General features: G+C 54.7%; 17 protein-coding genes and 1 tRNA gene. 2 read left to right on the top strand and 16 right to left on the bottom strand.

Features of this window, described 5'->3' with window-relative positions; genetic code table 11:
- Positions 1 to 5 precede the first annotated feature (5 nt).
- The 6 genes from FHS72_RS14200 to FHS72_RS14175 all read right to left on the bottom strand — a co-directional run bounded on the left by FHS72_RS14200 (position 6) and on the right by FHS72_RS14175 (position 4,294).
- Positions 6 to 482, bottom strand: coding sequence for an arsenate-mycothiol transferase ArsC (locus tag FHS72_RS14200; protein ID WP_183530296.1), 477 nt, complete (start codon positions 480 to 482; stop codon positions 6 to 8).
- A 1-nt stretch (position 483) separates the two neighbouring features.
- Complete coding sequence (locus tag FHS72_RS14195; protein WP_183530294.1) at positions 484 to 963, bottom strand: UPF0262 family protein; 480 nt, start codon at positions 961 to 963, stop codon at positions 484 to 486.
- Positions 960 to 2,270, bottom strand: a complete 1,311-nt coding sequence (hisD, locus tag FHS72_RS14190) for a histidinol dehydrogenase (RefSeq protein ID WP_183530292.1) — start codon at positions 2,268 to 2,270, stop codon at positions 960 to 962. The genes FHS72_RS14195 and hisD overlap by 4 nt, the downstream gene beginning before the upstream one ends.
- A 124-nt stretch (positions 2,271 to 2,394) precedes the next feature.
- Complete coding sequence (locus FHS72_RS14185; RefSeq protein WP_183530290.1) at positions 2,395 to 2,874, bottom strand: DUF2948 family protein; 480 nt, start codon at positions 2,872 to 2,874, stop codon at positions 2,395 to 2,397.
- Positions 2,871 to 4,142, bottom strand: a complete 1,272-nt coding sequence (gene murA, locus FHS72_RS14180) for a UDP-N-acetylglucosamine 1-carboxyvinyltransferase (protein WP_183530287.1) — start codon at positions 4,140 to 4,142, stop codon at positions 2,871 to 2,873. The genes FHS72_RS14185 and murA overlap by 4 nt, the downstream gene beginning before the upstream one ends.
- Before the next feature lie 8 nt (positions 4,143 to 4,150).
- On the bottom strand, positions 4,151 to 4,294 hold the full coding sequence (locus FHS72_RS14175; protein WP_183530285.1) for a hypothetical protein: 144 nt from the start codon (positions 4,292 to 4,294) through the stop codon (positions 4,151 to 4,153).
- A gap of 87 nt (positions 4,295 to 4,381) precedes the next feature.
- Between FHS72_RS14175 and FHS72_RS14170 the strand changes: the two genes are divergently transcribed.
- Together FHS72_RS14170 and FHS72_RS14165 are read left to right on the top strand one after the other, a co-directional pair.
- Positions 4,382 to 4,456, top strand: a tRNA-Thr gene (locus FHS72_RS14170).
- 664 nt (positions 4,457 to 5,120) lie between these two features.
- Positions 5,121 to 6,944, top strand: a complete 1,824-nt coding sequence (locus FHS72_RS14165) for a sensor histidine kinase (protein ID WP_183530283.1) — start codon at positions 5,121 to 5,123, stop codon at positions 6,942 to 6,944.
- Between the two features lie 62 nt (positions 6,945 to 7,006).
- Here the strand turns inward: FHS72_RS14165 and FHS72_RS14160 are convergent, their stop codons facing one another.
- The 10 genes from FHS72_RS14160 to FHS72_RS14115 form a co-directional block, all read right to left on the bottom strand.
- The gene (locus tag FHS72_RS14160) at positions 7,007 to 7,984 is read right to left on the bottom strand and encodes a response regulator (protein WP_183530281.1); all 978 of its coding nucleotides are present in this window, start codon (positions 7,982 to 7,984) and stop codon (positions 7,007 to 7,009) included.
- 366 nt (positions 7,985 to 8,350) lie between these two features.
- A complete protein-coding gene (locus FHS72_RS14155; RefSeq protein WP_183530279.1) occupies positions 8,351 to 10,660 on the bottom strand; it encodes a Tex family protein in 2,310 nt (769 codons plus the stop codon).
- A gap of 95 nt (positions 10,661 to 10,755) precedes the next feature.
- Complete coding sequence (locus FHS72_RS14150; protein WP_183530277.1) at positions 10,756 to 11,439, bottom strand: DUF2270 domain-containing protein; 684 nt, start codon at positions 11,437 to 11,439, stop codon at positions 10,756 to 10,758.
- 142 nt (positions 11,440 to 11,581) lie between these two features.
- Positions 11,582 to 13,195: a BCCT family transporter gene (locus FHS72_RS14145; RefSeq protein WP_183530275.1), complete on the bottom strand. Its 1,614-nt coding sequence runs from the start codon at positions 13,193 to 13,195 to the stop codon at positions 11,582 to 11,584.
- Between the two features lie 128 nt (positions 13,196 to 13,323).
- Positions 13,324 to 14,553: a TIGR02270 family protein gene (locus tag FHS72_RS14140; protein WP_183530273.1), complete on the bottom strand. Its 1,230-nt coding sequence runs from the start codon at positions 14,551 to 14,553 to the stop codon at positions 13,324 to 13,326.
- Positions 14,554 to 14,555: 2 nt separating this feature from the next.
- Positions 14,556 to 15,050, bottom strand: a complete 495-nt coding sequence (locus tag FHS72_RS14135) for a DUF6484 domain-containing protein (RefSeq protein WP_183530271.1) — start codon at positions 15,048 to 15,050, stop codon at positions 14,556 to 14,558.
- Between the two features lie 15 nt (positions 15,051 to 15,065).
- Complete coding sequence (locus tag FHS72_RS14130; protein ID WP_183530269.1) at positions 15,066 to 15,956, bottom strand: beta propeller repeat protein; 891 nt, start codon at positions 15,954 to 15,956, stop codon at positions 15,066 to 15,068.
- Between the two features lie 15 nt (positions 15,957 to 15,971).
- Positions 15,972 to 17,252, bottom strand: a complete 1,281-nt coding sequence (locus tag FHS72_RS14125) for a PAAR-like domain-containing protein (protein ID WP_183530267.1) — start codon at positions 17,250 to 17,252, stop codon at positions 15,972 to 15,974.
- Between the two features lie 3 nt (positions 17,253 to 17,255).
- Positions 17,256 to 18,260, bottom strand: coding sequence for a hypothetical protein (locus FHS72_RS14120; RefSeq protein WP_183530265.1), 1,005 nt, complete (start codon positions 18,258 to 18,260; stop codon positions 17,256 to 17,258).
- Positions 18,257 to 19,369 carry a DUF2169 family type VI secretion system accessory protein gene (locus FHS72_RS14115; protein ID WP_183530263.1) on the bottom strand — a complete coding sequence of 371 codons (1,113 nt, stop codon included), beginning with the start codon at positions 19,367 to 19,369 and terminating at the stop codon, positions 18,257 to 18,259. Before FHS72_RS14115 ends, FHS72_RS14120 begins: the two co-directional genes overlap by 4 nt.
- Positions 19,370 to 19,551: the final 182 nt, after the last annotated feature.

Below are 19,551 nucleotides of genomic sequence, written 5' to 3'. Positions count from 1 at the left end.
CGCGGCTAAATTTCGATCCCCTGCCCCCAACGCGCAATCAATCTTTCGCGAATTTGATCACGGGCTTGACGGTAATTCACCAATTGGGCCTCGCGATTATCGCCAAGTCCGGTTGGGTCAAGGATCGGCCAGTATTCGACTTCGATATGGTAGAACTGCGTCAGATCAAGAGCACGGCGCTGGCTGGCGGGTGACAATGCGAGAACTAGGTCAAAGGACGACAGATCATCGCCCCAGTTTTCCATCTCGTCAAAGCTGCGCGATTTATGGCGCGATAGTTCAACATCGATTTCTTGACAGACAGCGATGGCAAATCCGTCGATTTCTAAGTCATTTTTAACGCCAACAGACTGAATATAACATTCTGTTCCGTATAGTTTTTTCATGATGCCTTCGGCCATTGGCGACCGAACCGCATTATGATCGCAGCAGAACAGGACCGATTGGGGTAAATCTTGAATTATTTTGCCCCCATCACCCATCTTAACCACCAAAATGTAGAACACAAATTAACGTAAACAGGCGGCGTGCCGTATCAATATCGACCTCAGCCTTACCTTCGAGCCGCTCTTGCAGGACTCGCGCCCCTTCATTATGGATACCGCGCCGCGCCATGTCGATAGTTTCGATTTGACTTGGGGGCAGGTTTTTCACGGCCTCAAAGTAGCTTTCGCAGATTTGAAAGTAATCTTTTACAACCTGACGAAATGGCCCAAGCGACAGGTGGAATTCGCCGACTTCCGATTTCTCTTCGGTTGTCAGGGCAAACACCAAACGGCGGTCACGGATCGACAACGCCAACCGATATGGCCCGTCAGGCACAGCACGGCCTTCGCGTTCAGCAGGAATAAAGCTGTTGTCTTCGAGCAGATCAAACAACGCAACTTTGCGTTCCTGTTCGATTTCAGGCGTTGGCGGCGGCAGCGCGCTATCATCTAGATCGATGTGCGAAATTCGGTTCATGTCGCATCTCCGTTCAAACGGTCCAAGCGGGCGCGAACGGACAATCCGTGCGCCTCTAGGCTTTCTGACCGTGCGAGCCGTTCCGCAGATGGGCCAATTGCGGCCAATGCGTCGGGCGTCATGCGAGCCAATGTCGTCCGTTTTACGAAATCCATAACCGACAATCCACTGGAAAAACGTGCAGAGCGTGCAGTTGGCAAGACGTGGTTGGGCCCGCCGATATAATCGCCGATGGCCTCGGGGGTCCAAGCACCAATGAAAATAGCGCCCGCGTGGGTGATTTTGGTGGCCAGTGCGTCGGCCTCTGCGACACATAACTCAAGGTGCTCGGGGGCGATCCGGTCGGACAATGCGACGGCCTCATCCAAGGTGTTCACTGTAATGACCGCGCCATAGTCACGCCAACTGGCACGGGCAATGTCGCGCCGTTCCAGCGTTTCCAGCCGTTTTTCAACCGCATCCGCGACCGCCTGCCCGAAAGCCGCATCATCTGTAATTAGCAAAGACTGCGCACTTTCATCATGTTCAGCCTGTGACAACAGATCAAGAGCGATCCAATCTGGGTCGTTGTCCCTATCCGCAATCACCAGAATTTCGGACGGTCCAGCGATCATATCGATGCCGACCTTGCCGAAAACACGGCGCTTTGCAGCAGCGACAAACGCATTGCCCGGTCCGGTAATTTTATCAACGGGCGCAATCGTCTCTGTGCCATAGGCCAGCGCCGCAATCGCTTGCGCCCCGCCGATCCGGTAGATTTCATCGACGCCAGCAATTCTGGCAGCCAGCAAAACAAGCGGATTCACAACACCATCCGGCGTCGGCACCGTGATTGCCAAGCGACCAACACCTGCAACTTTTGCAGGAATAGCGTTCATCAGTACAGACGATGGATAACTCGCCAATCCACCCGGCACATATAGCCCAGCCGCAGACACAGCCGTCCAGCGCCAGCCCAGCGTCGCCCCGGCCTCGTCTGTCCACATCTGATCGTCAGGCATTTGACGGGCGTGATACGCGCGAATCCGCTCTGCCGCTAACTCAAGTGCTGCCCGATCTGCATCAGAAACTTTGGCGCATTCAGCCGCAATCTCCTCATCCGAGAACCGCATTTTATCTGCAGTCACCGAAAAGCGGTCGAACTTTGCCGTCAATTCAAGCACCGCCGCATCGCCGCGCTTTCGCACGTCCGCGATAATATCAGCCACGATATGATCCACATCCGGCGAATCTTCGCGTTTGGCACCTAAAAGTGCGGTGAACTGAGTTTCAAAATCAGGGTCAGACGTGGAAAGAAACTGTGGCATCGGGTACTCCTTGCGCTCGTCTTAGCGCGACAACGTCAGACCAGCAATGCTGGCCCTATGCTTCTTTGGCTCTCTTTAAATCCCCGCCGGAGGCATCGAATTTTCGCGAAAATTCGTCACGAGATCATAGGTCGTGCGTCGGCACATGTTTTGATGGCGCAACATAAGGCCGTGTCACATCACGCAACACAACCTCTAGCGTTTCCACGTCCACAGCCACCGCACCGTCGCCTGCCAGCGTCAATTCGAGCCGGCCTGTCCCATCTTCGCCGGCATGAAATGCAATCGACAGCAACGAATGCACCATATCAGCATCGCGTGCGTCAACGCCTTGAGATTTCACCGCGATCACGTCTTCGATCATCAGCACCGACTGCACCCGCTCGAAGTCGCGTTTGCGGGTCGTCGCACGATCCACGTCTTCCCAGCGAAAGCGGTTCAGCAGGATCGCAAAACGGCGACCCTTGCGGTCCCAGCGCATTTCAGACGCCGGAAACACCGCATCCTGCACCAAAGCCGCCAAAACGGTGAGGTCATCACCGTCCAGCGCTTTTAGCCGCAGCGGCGATTCGCCACCGTCTTCGAATCGTGCGTCGTCGCTCATATGCCTTGTACCCGTTCGATTTGCGCCCCAACGGCGCGCAGTTTATCTTCGACATGCTCATACCCGCGATCAAGGTGATAGACGCGGTTCACGACGGTTTCGCCTTCTGCTGCCAACCCTGCAAGGATCAGCGAGACCGACGCCCGCAAGTCAGTCGCCATCACTGGCGCACCCTTCATCCGCGCGACGCCAGTCACGGTGGCTGTCCCGCCGTGCACTTCGATATTCGCGCCCATCCGCACCAATTCCGGCGCGTGCATGAAGCGGTTTTCAAAGATTTTTTCTTCCAGCACGGACGTGCCTTCGGCAATACAGAGCATCGCCATCATCTGCGCCTGCAGATCGGTCGGGAAGCCCGGGAATGGTTCAGTGGTTACATCAACGGCCTTTGGACGATCCCCACGACGGCGGACTTTCAGGCCCTTGTCAGTTTCCCAGACATCAATGCCAGCGGCGTCCAGTTTCTCGGCAAAAGCCGCGACCAGAGACATCTTGCCACCCAGACATTCGACCTCGCCGCCCGTGAACGCAGGGGCGAGCATATATGTGCCCAATTCGATCCGGTCAGTGACAACAGGATGCGTCGCCGCACCCAAGCGATCAACGCCTTGGATCGTGATTGTGGACGTACCATCACCGTCGATTTGCGCCCCCATCCGGCGCAAACAATCAGCAAGATCAACGATTTCCGGCTCGCGCGCGGCGTTGTTAATTACGGTTGTGCCTTTGGCCAGCGTGGCGGCCATCATGATATTTTCGGTCGCCCCGACAGAGGCGAACGGGAAATCAATCACGGCCCCTTGCAGACGGCCACCAATCGCCTTGGCGTGCAAATAGCCGTCGCGCAGATCAATTTCCGCGCCCATTTTGGTAAGACCGTCGGTGTGAATATCCATCGGACGCGCACCAATCGCGCAGCCACCGGGCAGCGACACAATCGCATGACCTTCGCGGGCCAAAAGTGGGCCCAGCACAAGGTTCGACGCCCGCATTTTGCGCACAATGTCATAGTCGGCGGTTGTGTTGATCGCGCCATGCGTCGACATGACCTGCACCTTGCCGTCCTGCATTGCGGTGACCTCAGCGCCCAAAGATTGCAACAATTGCGTCATTGTCGCGATGTCCGACAAGCGCGGCGCATTGGTTAGCGTCAACGGCTCTTCGGACAGCAATGTGGCGGGCATCAATGCCAGCGCCGCGTTCTTGGCCCCTGCGATCTGGATTTGACCGTTTAATTCACGTCCGCCTTGTACAACAATAGAATCCATTTAGCCGCCTACTCTTTCTGTTCTTTTTTATCCGCGTCAGCGCGGGCTTTGGCCTGTGCTTTACGTTTGCCCATATTCGCCTTCAACGCCGCCTTTAGCCTGTCTTCACGACTTTGCGGAGCCTTGGATTTTTTGCTTGTCGATTGCGTCATAGGGGACGTGTTATCAAGCTGTGCAAAAAGGGTCCAGTCAGGGCTTGCACCAGAATGCGATTGCGGCTAATCCCCAGCCTCACGGATGCTGTGGTAGCTCAGTGGCAGAGCACACCCTTGGTAAGGGTGAGGTCGGGAGTTCAATCCTCCCTCACAGCACCATCCTAACCCCCTTTGATTAAAGAACATTACTGCGCTTGGCGCTATTGTCCCATTGCGATATTACAAAGAGCGCCAACTTGGCCTGTCGGATATCATTCGGCCTTGGACGATTTTTTGCGACTACGCTAACAAGATCACACCGCCGCACTTTCACAGCCAAAAGTCGCGCAACACCTACATGATTGGGATTCGTGGCACGACCGGGCCCAGTTTTTTTGCCGATAGCGTTGGCATTAGGCTCAAGCGATTAACGCACCTCACACCCTGAGGTTGATATAATAGCAACGGATTGACAGACCGGAAACGTCGTTCAGACCGCCAGTGGTTATGAAGTGCGGGATGCTGTGCAGACGAAAATCTTATTAAAGTCGCGCAGCATTAAGGCGTCCCTCCTGCATTGAACGGACCTGCGAGCACTCAATAAAAATAAGGCAAACCAACAATCGTTTCATGACTTAGGGGCAGATATGAAGCCACGCCGCCCCACGCTGAATTTCACAATAAAGTGGCTCGCATTCTTGATAGACCATTGATCCGACCTAACTCTTCGCTCCTACCCAATCGCGCTTGTTTGATACATTTGTCAGATATCTGATTGTATGCAGCACCAATTCGACGTTAAACGTTACACGTCAAACGTGAAATTTTCTGCACGGAGTATAAGATGGACGGATCGCTAATTTTAAGTGCGTTCAAACAAATTCAAGTTCCACTGATGATTGTTGGCGCCGATGGTGCGATCGTTCATTGTAACGACATGGCGCATAATGTGCTTGGATACGACGTTGATGCATTGATTGGACAGCCTGTTTTTGGCATCCTTCCAGTAACGTCTGTTGCCGAACTCAACGCCTATATTGAACCGCCTGCGGCCGATGCAATTATTAAACGTATGGTTGCACAAAAGAAGAATGGCGGCTCGATTCCGTTGTCGGCCCATATGACATCTTGGAGCGATGAAACCGGTGGTTTATACCACGCGCTCATCCTGCGAGACATCACCGACGAGATGGAAACAGCCCGTCAGACCAGAGCGAAACTCGCCCGCGCCGACAATGCGATCAAAGGTGCGCGGATCGGGGTTTTCGATTTTAACCCCGTGACGGAAACTGTCATTGTTTCGGACATTTGGCGTGAACTGATGGGGCTATCCCCGTCAGACGACGTGGATGTGCAGGAAGAATGGCGCAGTCGTGTCCATCCTGACGATCTAGCTATGGCGTTAGAACCCATTCGGTTATGTTCTGAGAATCTTGGCGAACGTGCGAGCAGCGAACATCGTGTGCGGTCGAAAGACGGAACGTGCTGGCGCTGGACTCGCACCGATGCGGCTGTAGCCAACCGCGATTGTGAAGGCAGGGTCATCAGCGTTATTGGCGCGACGACGGATATTACCGAACGCAAAACAACTGAAAACGAGCTGCGTATCAGTGTCGCACAGTTCAAATCAGCCTTTGATAACGCGACTGTCGGCATGGCCACGGTTGGTATGGATGGCGCATTTCGAAGTGTGAATTTGGCGCTCTGCGATCTGCTTGGGTACACCGAGACTGATCTTCTGGAAAACAACTTTGAGCTATTGGCACATCCCGATGACCATGTTGAAAATATGGCCATGATCGATGAGCTGAAGGCAGGCAATGTCAATTCCTACCGGATGGAACGACGTTGTATTCGCGCCGATAACGAAATCATCTGGGTGTTGCTCAGCATCGGCGTGGTAAAGGATTCCGACGGGAACCCAGAGCATATTATTTCGCAGGTTGTAGATGTCACCGAGCAGCGACGCTTAAATCAACTTAAAAGCGAATTCATCTCGACCGTAAGTCACGAATTGCGGACGCCGCTGACGTCTGTGCTGGGATCGCTGTCACTGTTGAGTACGCTAGACGACGAGCCGTTTTCTGACGATGCACAACGCCTTTTATTTATTGCTCAAGAGAACGGCAAACGGTTGCATGCCTTGATTAACGACGTTCTGGATTTCGAAAAATTCTCAGCACGTCAAATGCGGTTTACTGTGGCGAAACACCGGATCATTGGATTGGTAGAAGAGGCCGTCATCGCCAATCTGGCCACCGCCCAAAAGTTCGAAGTTCGGTACGATATCGTTTGTCCTGACCGCAGTGTGACTGGGTTTGTTGATCCTGATCGTTTCCAACAGGTGATGACGAACCTTCTCACGAATGCGGTCAAGTTCGCGGACAAGGACAGCTCAATCCGACTAGCGGTCAAAGCGCAGAAAAATGAAATTCGCGTCTCGGTCACAAACCACGGCAGTGGTATTCCGGATACGTTTAAAGACCAGATATTTAAGCCATTTTCGCAAGCTGCGACAGCCGGAACACGCGCGATGGGTGGCACTGGATTAGGGCTGAATATCACAAAACAGATCGTCGAGCAGACAGGTGGCACCATCGGCTTTGACAGCAGCGAAGATGGCAAGACGACGTTTTGGTTCACAGTGCCCATTACCGAGCCAAAGTGATGCGTAGGCGATTTTCTGAATACCTTAACCCAATTGGGCTGAAGTATTCGGAGCCGCCTGCCCTACAGGCCGACCAACCGGACGCTTACCGCACGCGGGTCGTTGCGTTTTTTCAGGACGCGATTTTCCGCGCGCGCAATGGCGCGGTCAAATGTCTTGCGAACACGTTGATTTTTGCTCGCATTTGGCCGGATCGGGTTCCCGAACGACACCTCAAGGTCTAGCGGGTTGCCATTGTCGAACTCGGTGTTCTTTTCGTCGAGCAGATTTTGGACCTCTGCCTCTAGCGCCGCAGAAGATTCCAGCGTAGCTTTGTTCGACACAACCACAAACGCCCCGTTTCCAGCATAAGCCATCAAGTAACCGCTGGATTGCAGCATTGTGTTGATCGCATCCGCGACCTCTGAGACAGCGTATAGAAATTCGTCAGACGTTGCTTGCGCATAAATTGCTTCGATCTGGTCTATTTTCACCGCGAAGACTTGGGATCCAGTCAGCCGAGCTGTCGAAAGCTGTGTCAGGTAATTCGCAAGAGCGCCGTAGCCGATAATGTCGCTGATGCCCTCTATTTGGATCTCATCGCTCAACTCAAAGCTAGGTGACGTGTCGACTTCCGGCTCTTCGGTGTTCACCGATGGTAAAACCGCAGCTACTTCTTGCCGTGCAACGACGACCTGTTCAGCCATGCGCAGGCGGGCGTTCAGTTCTACGATATCGAAAGGTTTGCTCGCGTAGTCCGTCGCGCCAGCCTTAAAGGCACGTAGGATATGATCCTTGTCGGACATCGCTGTCAGCATAATGATCGGAGTTTTATCGTAGTCAGGCAAGCTGCGTACCAGCTTACACAGCTCGATCCCGTCGATGCCCGGCATGTTAATGTCCAGCAACATACAATCAAAGACGTCCTTGCCTTTGTTGAGAAGATTCAGCGCACTTTCGCCAGACGGCATGGTGACGACATCGGTATAACCGACCTTCGCTGCCATCATGGTCAGGATTTCGAGAATGAACGGATCGTCATCGACGGCAAGAATCTTCATCTGCACCTCTGGGTTGCAAGGTAAAAATATCAACAACTCTTACTGGTACAGAAAGTAAACCGTTGGAACGCAGAAAGGTTCCATTATTTTTTTGATCGTCGCTATCAAAACCCACAACCACCTGTGTTGTAGGGAATTAGCTGCCTTTAGCGCCGCATTTTTACCAAACAAACAGATTATTTCGTCACGTGCGACCCTACGGATTATTGACTCTATAAACGTTGAGCAGTGTGGTCGCAATACAACTCTGACTTGATACTAATTAGAATTTTCTGCTTTTAAGGGCAGCTTTCAGACTTAACAACTCCATTCAAAACAGCGAACACGCCCCACGCACCAAACCCGCTGGTCTATCAATCAGCAGCCCTATTTGTTGGGACGTTTCATCGCCGCAGCCAGCGCAGAGCCCAGCGCGCCTTGACTGCTTTGCGCGGGACCCGCGGATGTTTTCTTCGTAGTATGCTGCGCTTTTGGTTTGTCCTGACCGCCATGTGGCGCAGGCGCGCCGCCGCCATCTTTGCGCATGCTCAACCCGATGCGTTTGCGCGGTACGTCCACTTCGGTCACGCGCACGCGGACCACATCACCAGCTTTTACAACCTCATGCGGGTCTTTCACGAACTTATCGGCTAGCTGGCTGACATGGACCAACCCGTCCTGATGCACACCGATATCGACGAATGCACCAAAAGCCGCCACGTTTGTGACCGTCCCTTCTAGCGACATACCCGCCTTCAGGTCAGTGATACTATCGACGCCTTCGGCAAAAGTGGCGGTTTTGAATGTCGGACGCGGATCGCGACCCGGCTTTTCCAACTCGGTCAGGATGTCGCGCACGGTCGGCAATCCAAAGTTGTCATCGACGAATTGCTCGGCACGCAGCCCGGCCAAAGCTGTCCCGTCGCCCATAATCGCGCGAATGTCGCGACCACAAGCCTGCACGATTTTACGCGCAACACCGTAGGCTTCGGGGTGGACTGACGATGCGTCCAATGGTTCTGTGCCGCCCGTGATCCGCAAGAAACCTGCGCATTGCTCGAACGCTTTTGGCCCCAGTCCCGGCACTTTGAGCAGTGCTTTGCGCGTCGCAAAAGGGCCGTTTTCATCGCGGTACGTCACAACGGCCTGCGCCAATGACGTGCTCAGGCCTGCGATATGTGACAGCAATGGCGCGGAGGCCATGTTCAAGTCAACGCCGACTGCGTTCACTGCGTCTTCGACCACAACCGCCAAAGATTGCGCAAGCTGGCGTTGATCGACGTCGTGCTGATATTGGCCTACACCAATGGCTTGCGGGTCGATCTTAACCAATTCGGCCAATGGATCTTGCAAGCGCCGCGCAATCGACACGGCCCCGCGTATCGACACATCGATGTCAGGGAACTCAAGCGACGCAAGTTCAGAGGCCGAATAAACCGACGCCCCTGCTTCTGACACAATGACAGATGTCGGGCGCGCCACGCTGGCAGGCAGGCGTTTGATTGCATCCGCGACAAGCCGTTCGGATTCACGACTTGCCGTCCCATTGCCAACAGCGATTAAGGCAATGCCGTGTTTCTGGATCATCTGGATTAGGGTTTCTTCGGCCCCGCGTAGATCGTTTCTCGGCTGAAAAGGATAGATCGTTGCGGTGTCCAGTAGCTTGCCCGTTTCATCCACGACGGCGATTTTACAGCCTGTCCGAATGCCCGGATCAAGGCCAAGCGTTGCGCGTGGACCTGCGGGGGCGGCGAGCAATAGATCGCGCAAGTTACGCGCGAAAACGTCAATCGCAGCGGCATGAGCGCGTCTACGCATATCCGCCATCAGGTCCATGAACATGGTTAAGCTGAGCTTTACACGCCACGCCCACGTCGCCACGTCTTGCAACCAAATATCGCCCAGCCCTTGGCCACGAATACCGATTTCAGCGGCAACGATACCCGTCACACGCGCAAGTCCATTTTCGGGTTCCGGTCCGATATCCAGCGTGACAATTTCTTCTTTCGTGGCCCGTAAAATCGCCAAAGCGCGGTGCGACGGGATCGTGGCCCATTTTTCCGTATGGGCGAAATAATCGGAAAACTTCGCACCGATCTCTTCTTTGCCTGCGGTCACACGAGCAGAGATCACGGCCTCTTTTTGCATGACGTCGCGCAGACGCCCCAACAACGTCGCGTTTTCACCGAGTTGTTCAACGAGGATGTCACGCGCACCTGTCAGTGCTTCTTTGGTGCCGGGCACGGCTTCGGTCACGTATTTCTCAGCCAAAACAACGGGATCCGCGGCACGGTCATCCAGAATGTTTTGCAGCAACGGTTCCAACCCGTTTTCACGCGCGATCATCGCTTTGGTGCGCCGCTTGGGTTTGTAAGGCAGATAGAGGTCTTCGAGAACGGCTTTCGTGTCCGCCTTAGCGATATCGCGGGCCAACGTGTCGGTCAGTTTGCCTTGCGATTTCACCTGATCCAAAATCGTCGCCCGACGTTTTTCCAGATCACGCAAATAGTCGAGCCGTTCCGCCAAACGCCGCAATTGCGTGTCGTCCAATCCGCCCGTCGCTTCTTTACGATATCGCGCGACAAAGGGAACCGTGTCGCCAGCATCCAACATCGCGACCGTGGCGTTAACCTGTTCGGGACGCGCCCCGATATCATCAGCAATCGTGCGGGAAATACGGTCTGCAACAGCGGTCATGATCGGCTCCTTGCGATACTTGGAAGCCCGTCATAGCGCCCCTGTGATACGGGGCCAAGTGTTCGTTTTTCAATTGGCAGGGTTTGGTAATTCCCCTACCCCATACTGCTGCCGCTACTGCGATCCCCACGGATTGAACGCTTGCGGTCGTGATCAAAGCTCCAGATCGCGATAGCGAGCAACGCGAGGATATAAAAGAGCCCAGACATGACGACAAAAATACCCGGAACCGGTCCAACATCTGCCCGCGTTAACACTTCGGCCACGGATTTCGCGGGCTCGGGATGCACGATGAGTTTGCTCAGATACGCCAAGGCTTGGATCAGAAGAATCCACAGATAGGTGCTACGCACACGTCGTCCAATCGAGACCATCATGCTGACGTGGTACTTTGGCCGCCAATAATCTTCGGCTAGAGTTTGCTGCCAGTTTTCCTCAAGATGCAGGTCGCCGTCGTGCAGCATCGGGGCGTAAAAATGGGTTTCCATCCAGCGACACCGCGCCCGCCAGACATTAAAAAAGCGATAGCGGCGGGCCTCCATCGTCATGAAGAAAAGCAACAAAACCCCGACAAGCACGAGCGGTAAAGCCGATGCAGTGGGCGCGGCAAATGTGATCGACAACGCGATGCCTAACGTCACAACAGCCCAGTTGGTGGTCGTGTCCAACCGCGTGCGCCAGATCGTAGAACGGTACACCTCGGCCCGATATAGGTGGGCCAACGCGCCGATCTCGGCGGCATTGAGATCTTTGCGTTTTTTTTGATTTTCTGAACTCATCGTGTGCTCCTCCCCAGCTGTAAAAATTATGACGGCAGGGTGGCGTGTAGTCAAAGCTTGCGCCAAACGAATGTCTCTATACCATAAAAAATGCCCGCCAAAGTGACGGGCATTTTGAGTTTTATCGTGCGACCCACGCGGCTTATCGCGGTTCGTTCTTGAGGCCTTTAAATATGGTGTAACACATCACCAACATCAGCACCGAGAACGGAAGTCCAGTCGCCGTGACCCCTGCTTGCAAGGCCGATAGCCCACCGCCAATCAAGAGCACGATGGCGATCAGCCCTTCGACGATGCACCAGAATATCCGCTGTGGCACAGGGGCGTCGATCTTGCCGCCTGCCGTGATTGTATCGACGACCAGCGACCCTGAATCCGACGATGTGACAAAGAACACCAGCGCCAGGAAGATCGCGATGGTCGATGCAATCTTGGTGAACGGCAATTCGTTAAGCATCCCAAACAAGGATAACTCGGGCGAATAGCTGTCAACTACGTTCGCTTTGACAAGCGATGTTTCCGGACTTGTCACGATTTGATCAATCGCGATCCCGCCAAAGACGCCCATCCAGAGAAAGATGATTAACGATGGTATGATCAGCACGCAAATCAGGAACTCGCGAACTGAGCGGCCTTTGGACACGCGCGCGATGAACATGCCCACGAACGGTGCCCAGGATACCCACCATGCCCAATAAAACGCGGTCCAGCTTTCGCGATATGCATCGTCTTCGCGGCCAAACGGCACGGAAAGTGGAATTATTTCTTGGGTGTAAGCGACAAGCCCGTCCCAGAACCCGCTCAACCCGACCAATGTCGGTCCGACCAGCAGAACAAATAAGAAGAATAAGACGGCGAGAACCATGTTGACTTCAGAGAGAATTTTCACGCCCCCGTCCAAACCACGGTAAACCGACACAAGTGCGACCGCCGTGACCAGCAGGATGATGATCACTTGCGCATTGGTCGAAATCGGCAGGCCAAAGGCAAAGTTGAAGCCAGCGTTGGCTTGCTGTGCGCCCAACCCAAGCGACGTCGCGAGGCCAAACAAAGTGGCAAAAACCGCAAGAATATCAATACAGTGCCCCCACCAGCCCCAGACGCGATCTCCCAAGATCGGGTAGAAACAAGAGCGGATCGAGAACGGTAAACCCTTGTTGTAAGTGAAGAACGCGAGCGCCAACGCCATGATCGCGTAGACCGCCCAGCCGTGTAAACCCCAGTGGTAGAACGTCGCGGCAAGCCCCATACGACGGGCGGCATCCACGTTTTCGGCGATGATGCTGCCGTCCGCGGCAATAGGCGACGCCACACCCAATGGTCCCGATACGTTCATATGATAGACAGGTTCGAGCACGCCAAAGAACAGCAGGCCAATCCCCATACCGGCCGCGAAAAGCATCGCGAACCAAGCTGTGTAGGAATATTCTGGGACGGCATCCGGTCCGCCCAATCGCACTTTGGACATCGGGTGACATATCAAGAAAAGACAGAATATCACGAATATATTCACGATAATCATAAAGAACCAATCAAGCTTAGTGATTGAGAAATCACGGACAGCCGCGAACACCGCCCCCGCTTGATCTGGAAAGATAAGTGTCAGGATAACGAAGATGACGGCAGTGAGGCCGGATATCACAAAAACCGGATTGTGAATATCGAACCCAAGTGGTCCGAGGTTCCCATCGATGTTGTCTTGCCCGACTTCAAAGTCAGTTTCTATTTCACCATTTTCGGTGTTTGGGTCTGCCATAGGTTGTCCCCGCTTACAAACCATCGGCGCATCGCTGACCGATAGCAAATTTACACAATGTACACGTCAGACTTGCACGATGTTTTAAATTCCGCAAGTTTTCGTCGATAATTGCTGTGTTTGAGGAATTAGCGAGGCCAAGATCGGAAAACCGGGACTTTCCAGTTTCCCAAAGGCGCCGCTGGCTCGCTGACCGCCAGCCATGTTGCCGCAACCCTGCGTTGTCTCTGGTATCCATTCGCGAAGCAGTCACGCCACGTGTCAACGCCTGCCGGACGTCCCAAAATATATGAGCCTGAGCCAAATCGCGCACGGATTCCTCGCCAATGGCTTGCCACGTGATCGGCTGATGCCCATGCCAGATTTTCGTTTGCGCCCAAGTCGACATCGTCGTCCGTCGGATCATCATTCGGCCCGTCCAATGCGCCATCTGGGATGTCCCTGTCGAGGTCATCTTTTTCGAGGTCAGCGCCTGTAATCAATGCGTAGCTTTCGCCCGCGATCTGCGCCAGATCGTCATCCGCCATCTGTTCGATTAACCATGGCACGGCACCTGCATCACCCAAGATGCCGTAACCGGTAATTTTCGTTGTCGTAGCCTCGACTGGTTGCGCATTTAACCAGTTGCAGCCCGCCTCAAATCCCATCGCAGGCAAGGCCACGCCCAAGGCATCCTGTGCCTTCGCGCTATCGCCTGTCGCTATCTGTAAAAGCTGGTCCAGCGCCTCGCCGCGATCCCCTAACAAGACAGCTGACCACGTCGCCCAATACGCCGTTTCGGCATCTGTATCATGACAAAGCTCTTGAATACACGGCAATAATCCCACGCGCCCGATCTCGCCCGCCAAACGGACAGCACGACGTTTAACGCCTGGTGGATCGTCTAGAAACACCGTCAGTTGTTTGCCCGGATCGACACGGTGCAATGCACATCCCCCCACGCCCAGCGCGCGCGCGATCAGGTCATCGGACAGCAACAGCGGACTGACTTTGCCGGATAGTTTGGACTGATGTAACCAGCCAATTCCAGACGCCGCGGGGCCTAGAAATGCGTTCGGATCGGCCTTGATCAGCTCAATCACAGACTGAATCAACGCTGGATCATCTTGACCGAACGCCAGTGTCGAAAGCGTGAACATCTCACCGCCACCGCCGATCTCTTTGAATGCCGCCACAGCCTCTTCCCAGCCAGCAGCACCCGCGATCCGCAGACCATCAAGATGCGCTTCGAGCTGCTCATCGAGCCGCGCCAAATACATCGTATTATAATGCGGGGCATCGACGGCGCGCCTGCGCCGCTCCCATAATACGGCAGCGTCTTCAGCGTGTTGGGTCAAAATGATCGGGATATGCGTCATGGTTAATTCAAGTGGATTGAGCCACCCTTGATCCGGTTTGCCCCCGATGATCTGCTCGATATATAAGCGCCACGTAGCAGGATTTTCCCCGCCTTGGTTAACGTGATACTCGCGCGACCACAGCGGATAACCACCTGTTCTTTACCAGCGATATCGACAACGTCTTCTGCGCCATTGTCCACACTGACAGTCATCGGCGCGGGGTCCAGATCGATCTCTGTGGTGCCATCATCAGGGTCATTCAACCCATCACCGGGCCGTAAGAGGCGACCGACGATGATCGGGGACGTCGGGTTACCGCCTTCAAAAATGAGCGCAACCTCAGCCCCAATATCGCGCGTGGATAGGGGGACCGTGGCGCGCGCACGGATAGCTTCGTCCTGCGGATTGCCCGGAAAGACGACCTGAATAGCCCCGCCCTTTGTCACATCCATGACCATGCCAATCACAACACCGTCGAGCTTCGCATCACCAATTTTCACGTCGTTTGCGTTCATTTCAAATCTCCTCGGTTAGGATTGACCAATCGTGCGCCAGTCGTTGCCGTCAAATAGAACGATGTCCTGCAAACCTACGGACCAAAGCCCGCTTGGCCCGACCGTCAACGCATAGACAGTCCGCATCTCTTCGTCGGTGTCGCGCAGCATTTCCAATTCACCGTCTTTCAATTCGTAAATGCCGCTGAGCGCCGTCAGATAGAACGCGCCATTAAAGGCGCGGACGGACCAGAAATCTTCCTCGGTTTCGTCTTGTTCGATCATTTGCCAATCATCGCCGCGCCCCGTGACGATTTGGCCTGCAAGTCCCACCGCGACGCACATATCCGGACCTGCGGCGATGTCGTTGAGGATGATGTTGGTTGGGCTTTGGTGTTGCTGCCAATTGCTGCCGTCATATGACCAGATTTCGCCATCCCAGCCAGCGGTATAAAGTTCGGTATCGGAAAAACCGTCAATGGCCTGAAAAGCGACAGGCCGTTCGCTGGTCATGACATCGTCATTTGAAATCATCTGCCATTTGCCTTTTTCCCGCATATAGGCCTGACGTTCGACACCAACTGCATAGACCTTGTCGCCGACACGGCGCACGGCCCGCAACGGTGCGTCCGGCGCGTTGCCTGCCCCGTCTGTGATGCCGTCAATCACCGCATTGCCGCCGTTCGTCACATGGACAAGGCCGAACGGGTCGGTGACAAGCGCCTGCGCACCATCCTCGGTTATTGTCGCGTCCGCTGTGACGCCGTTGGCCAGACCAATTTCGCACCACCCTTCATCGTCGGACCAATAGACAAGTCCCGTGTGCGGTTGCGTTTCAATATCCATTCCCGGTGCCTGCGTACAAACAACAAGCCTTTTGTCGTCGGTTTCAGCAGCACGAATGAACTTCTGACCTGTGATATCCATAATGGTGTTTTCCTTTTATTCGCCTGTTGCGAGCTTGGAAAAGCCCGTGGTGCCCGGTGAAAGTCCGGCTTTGCTAACGTCAAAACCCGCATCGACCAGCTTTTCCGCGTTGGCGATGTCCACATCTTTTGTGTAACCGGTATCAACCAGTTTGAGCCGATCATTGTCGCCCACGCCGACCTCGTCTTTGTGATAAGCGTCAAGCTGGGCTTCAGTACACTTCTTGTCGCATTTTGCTTTTGGAAAGGTCTTGTTTAGGGCCTCGGCACCGTTCTTACGCGCTTCGGCATAAGACACAGACGGTGTGGTTGTTGAGGCACCGTTGCCGAATGTAACTGGTTCCCCTGTTTTTGAATCAGCCTTGTTTGCCGCACCTTGGAACGTGTGCAAAACGCCATGCGCGCCTTGGTACTGGTTCGGGCCGAACGCGCAAACGCAGGGCGCATCGCCCTCGTCGTAACCGGTTTTGCCATCCGCGCCACCGGAGGCGATGGTCAGGCGGGACGTTTTTGACGATTTGCTGGTGCCGCGTCCGGTTTTAAAAAAAGCCGATGCTTCGACCAGATGGTGCGGGGTTTGACCGGGACAACAGCCCGGTTTCTTGCCGCTTGGCGCATCCTTGGGAACCAGCTTACAGGCCCGCGCGGTCAGACATTCGTTGGCCACGCGTTTTCGCGATTTGGACATGTTCTTATGTTTGTCACGGGTAAAGGCCGAACCGGTTTCTGGTGCAACAAAACCTGCGGCAGCACATGCATCTTCACCGTCCTCTTTGTGCGGCTGATAATCTTTGCAGGCGTCTTGTTCTTTCTTTTTATCTTTTTGACAGGGATCATCACTTTTCCCGTCAACATCAATCGCCATACTATCAATAAACGGCCACGTCGGCGTGTTCCCCGGTACACTCCCGTGATTATGCGTCGTCAAATCTAGATGCCGCACCGCGTTTTCGCCTTCGATTTTCACGTCCATTGACCATGAATTGAAGTACACCTTACCGCCTGTTTGACTGGTCACGACGCCTTTTTTCGGCGCGCATCCTGCTTGATCACCGACGCTTTTCTTGAACATGCTTTTGTTCTTCAACATCACCTCTTTTTTGGTGATCTTCACGTCGCGGCTGCCTTTGGACGTATCGCTGGACATGCCTGTGTTCGGGTATGGGATCGGCACGCCGGGTGGTGTTGCGGGGGTTTGGGGCGGGGTAAAACACACGTCAGGAAATGCGCAGATCGACTTACCGCTACCGGCTTTGCACGACAACTCTCGTCCGTTCGCAAAGACATCATTGCCCATGGTCTACCCTTCCATTCTGAAAATCGCAGTGCCGCGCCGCCCGTCGTCGTCTGACGTTTGCATGATTACCGTCCGGCCTGGCGCATAGCGTTTTTGCCCTGCGATCAAGCCCAACCCAAGCATCAATGGCATGCTTGCGGCACCAGTGTAGCCAAATTCGCTGGCGGGGTTCCACAGGTCCATTTGATCAATGCGTTTGCGCAAAACGCGGGTCATCGCGAGCGCTGCCTCTTTGAAATAATACTGTTCGCCATTTAGGTCAGACATCCGGTAATCGACCTCGCTAAAGTCGATCCCTGCTTCACCCAGTGCTTCACGCATTGCGGCGACGAGACCGTCGGCCCGCGTGGGTTCACCTGATGTGATATGCGCGGGTTCGCGACCAAAGCCGAGGCCGAGCAACTGAAATGCGCCACCGCGACCAAGCAGTACCGCCGCCGCCCCCTCGCCCGCAGGAAAGCCGTTAGAGTTTGTCTCCGTCAGCACCCTGTCGTCGGCATCATAATGCGCCAAGGTTCCCGCGATCAGGTAGCTGTCGACACCTGCGACGATTACCTTTTTCGCGCCTTTTTTCATCAGATCACGGGCGTCACGCAGGGCCACAATTCCCCCAACGCGACCATAGGTGATCACGGCGCTGTCTGCGTGGATCGGTTGGCCAATGGCATTCAAGGTGTCGTGCAACAGGCTAGTATCGACGCCTGCTAACCTTCCGGGCCTGTCTCCTTCGGCGACGCAAAGCAGCACTGGCACGTCTTTTGGATCGACATCGCCTAGCGCAGCATAGCATTCGCGCAACGGCCCTTCCAAAAGCGCCTGCAGCCGCGCACGACCACGTTTTGGCGGATCAAGCGGCACTTCCGCACCGATCATCCATTTGCCGTCGTGCGAAATAAAATGCGTTTCTTCAAAGTTCGATAATCTCGCCCGTTGTGCCGCCGCAGAAGCTGGCGCATTCAGGCCAATCGCGGTTGACATGCCGCAGGCTTCTATTGCAAGGCCGCTCATAATTCGGGCACCACTTTGTCCTTCCCAAGCCCAGCGAGGCTCGGGTTGTATGTTTTGCCCAGCGCACGTGCGCGCCAATACCCGCGACCGCGTTTGCCGATGATGGCTTCGCGCATCTCCAGAATATCGCGTTTCAATGGCAGGCTTGCGCGGGTGATCACGTCGATATGGCGCTGGTCCGGTTCGATAATCAATGTGTCGGTGACGGGTCGGGCGGGAATATCTTCGCCGCGCCTACGTGAAAACACGACTGGCAGGTCCAGGTTCGGCAGCTTCATCTCGAATGGGCCAGCGTGATCGGACATCATATTATTTAGCTTGATCACTTCGCCCCCTGATGGGTGCCGGATTTGCTGATCGGCGGGCGCGGCTTGGGCATAGCGATCATCGTAGTCGTCAGGCAAATGTGGAAAACGATCCTCGATCCACGCCTCATCGTAGGTTCCCGCGTATTTCGCGCGCTCAGGCGCACCACGCGCTATCGGACCAAAGCTGACAGGTGTGACTTTACTCCACGGAGTACTGATCAGGTTCTGCGGATCTTCGCAGGCGGGCAGCGGCGTGCCATCAACACTGTCGCGGTTGCGTGATTGATGCCAGCCGACGCCGACAATATTAAACGGATACATCGGGGGTTCTTTTTCGGATGGATCAAGCGCATCGACACCGCCAAAAGCGTGATCATACGAAATATCCTGACGCACGAACAGCGCGGGTTCTGACGGGGCTGGCCCAGTGATGTAGCGTTCCCAGACCCGCGGGCCAAAAACCGCAATCGTTTTCGAAACGGTTCCGCATTGCAGACCAGCGTAGACCATCGGGGTGGGCGCCCCATTGGGCGCGTAAGCCGCACCGTGAACCAGCACATCGCAATGGGGTTTGCGCATCGCAAATTCGGATTCGAACGTGACCGCAGACATGCCAGGTTCGCCACTAAATTCATCCGCCGTGCATAGCGCTGGGATCGCATCGGACCACGTGCAAACACCGCCCGACGCAGCGGGAAAGTTTAAACGACGCTTCGTGATAACCACAACATGTTCGCGCCCAGTCGGATCTATACCGATGCTAAACCCGCTGATCCCTGATCCTTTGAGGTCGATATGCATCTGCGCCTCGCGTGAAAGTAGCTTAAAATCGAATTAACCGTTCCAGCCATAATGGATTTAGGAAAGGTTTTTGTGACAATCGCAATATTCACGCAGCTTGGGCGTGGAAGTACCCTAGGGTCAAGTCTGGAATACCCGTAGCGACATCTAAGCATCGGAAATTGCTTGATCGGGCGGCGATG

It is taken from the genome of Yoonia ponticola, assembly GCF_014199395.1.
GTDB classification, from domain to species: domain Bacteria; phylum Pseudomonadota; class Alphaproteobacteria; order Rhodobacterales; family Rhodobacteraceae; genus Yoonia; species Yoonia ponticola.
Note: the sequence above shows the minus strand (reverse complement) of the source record. Positions and strands in the feature narration are given on the sequence as shown.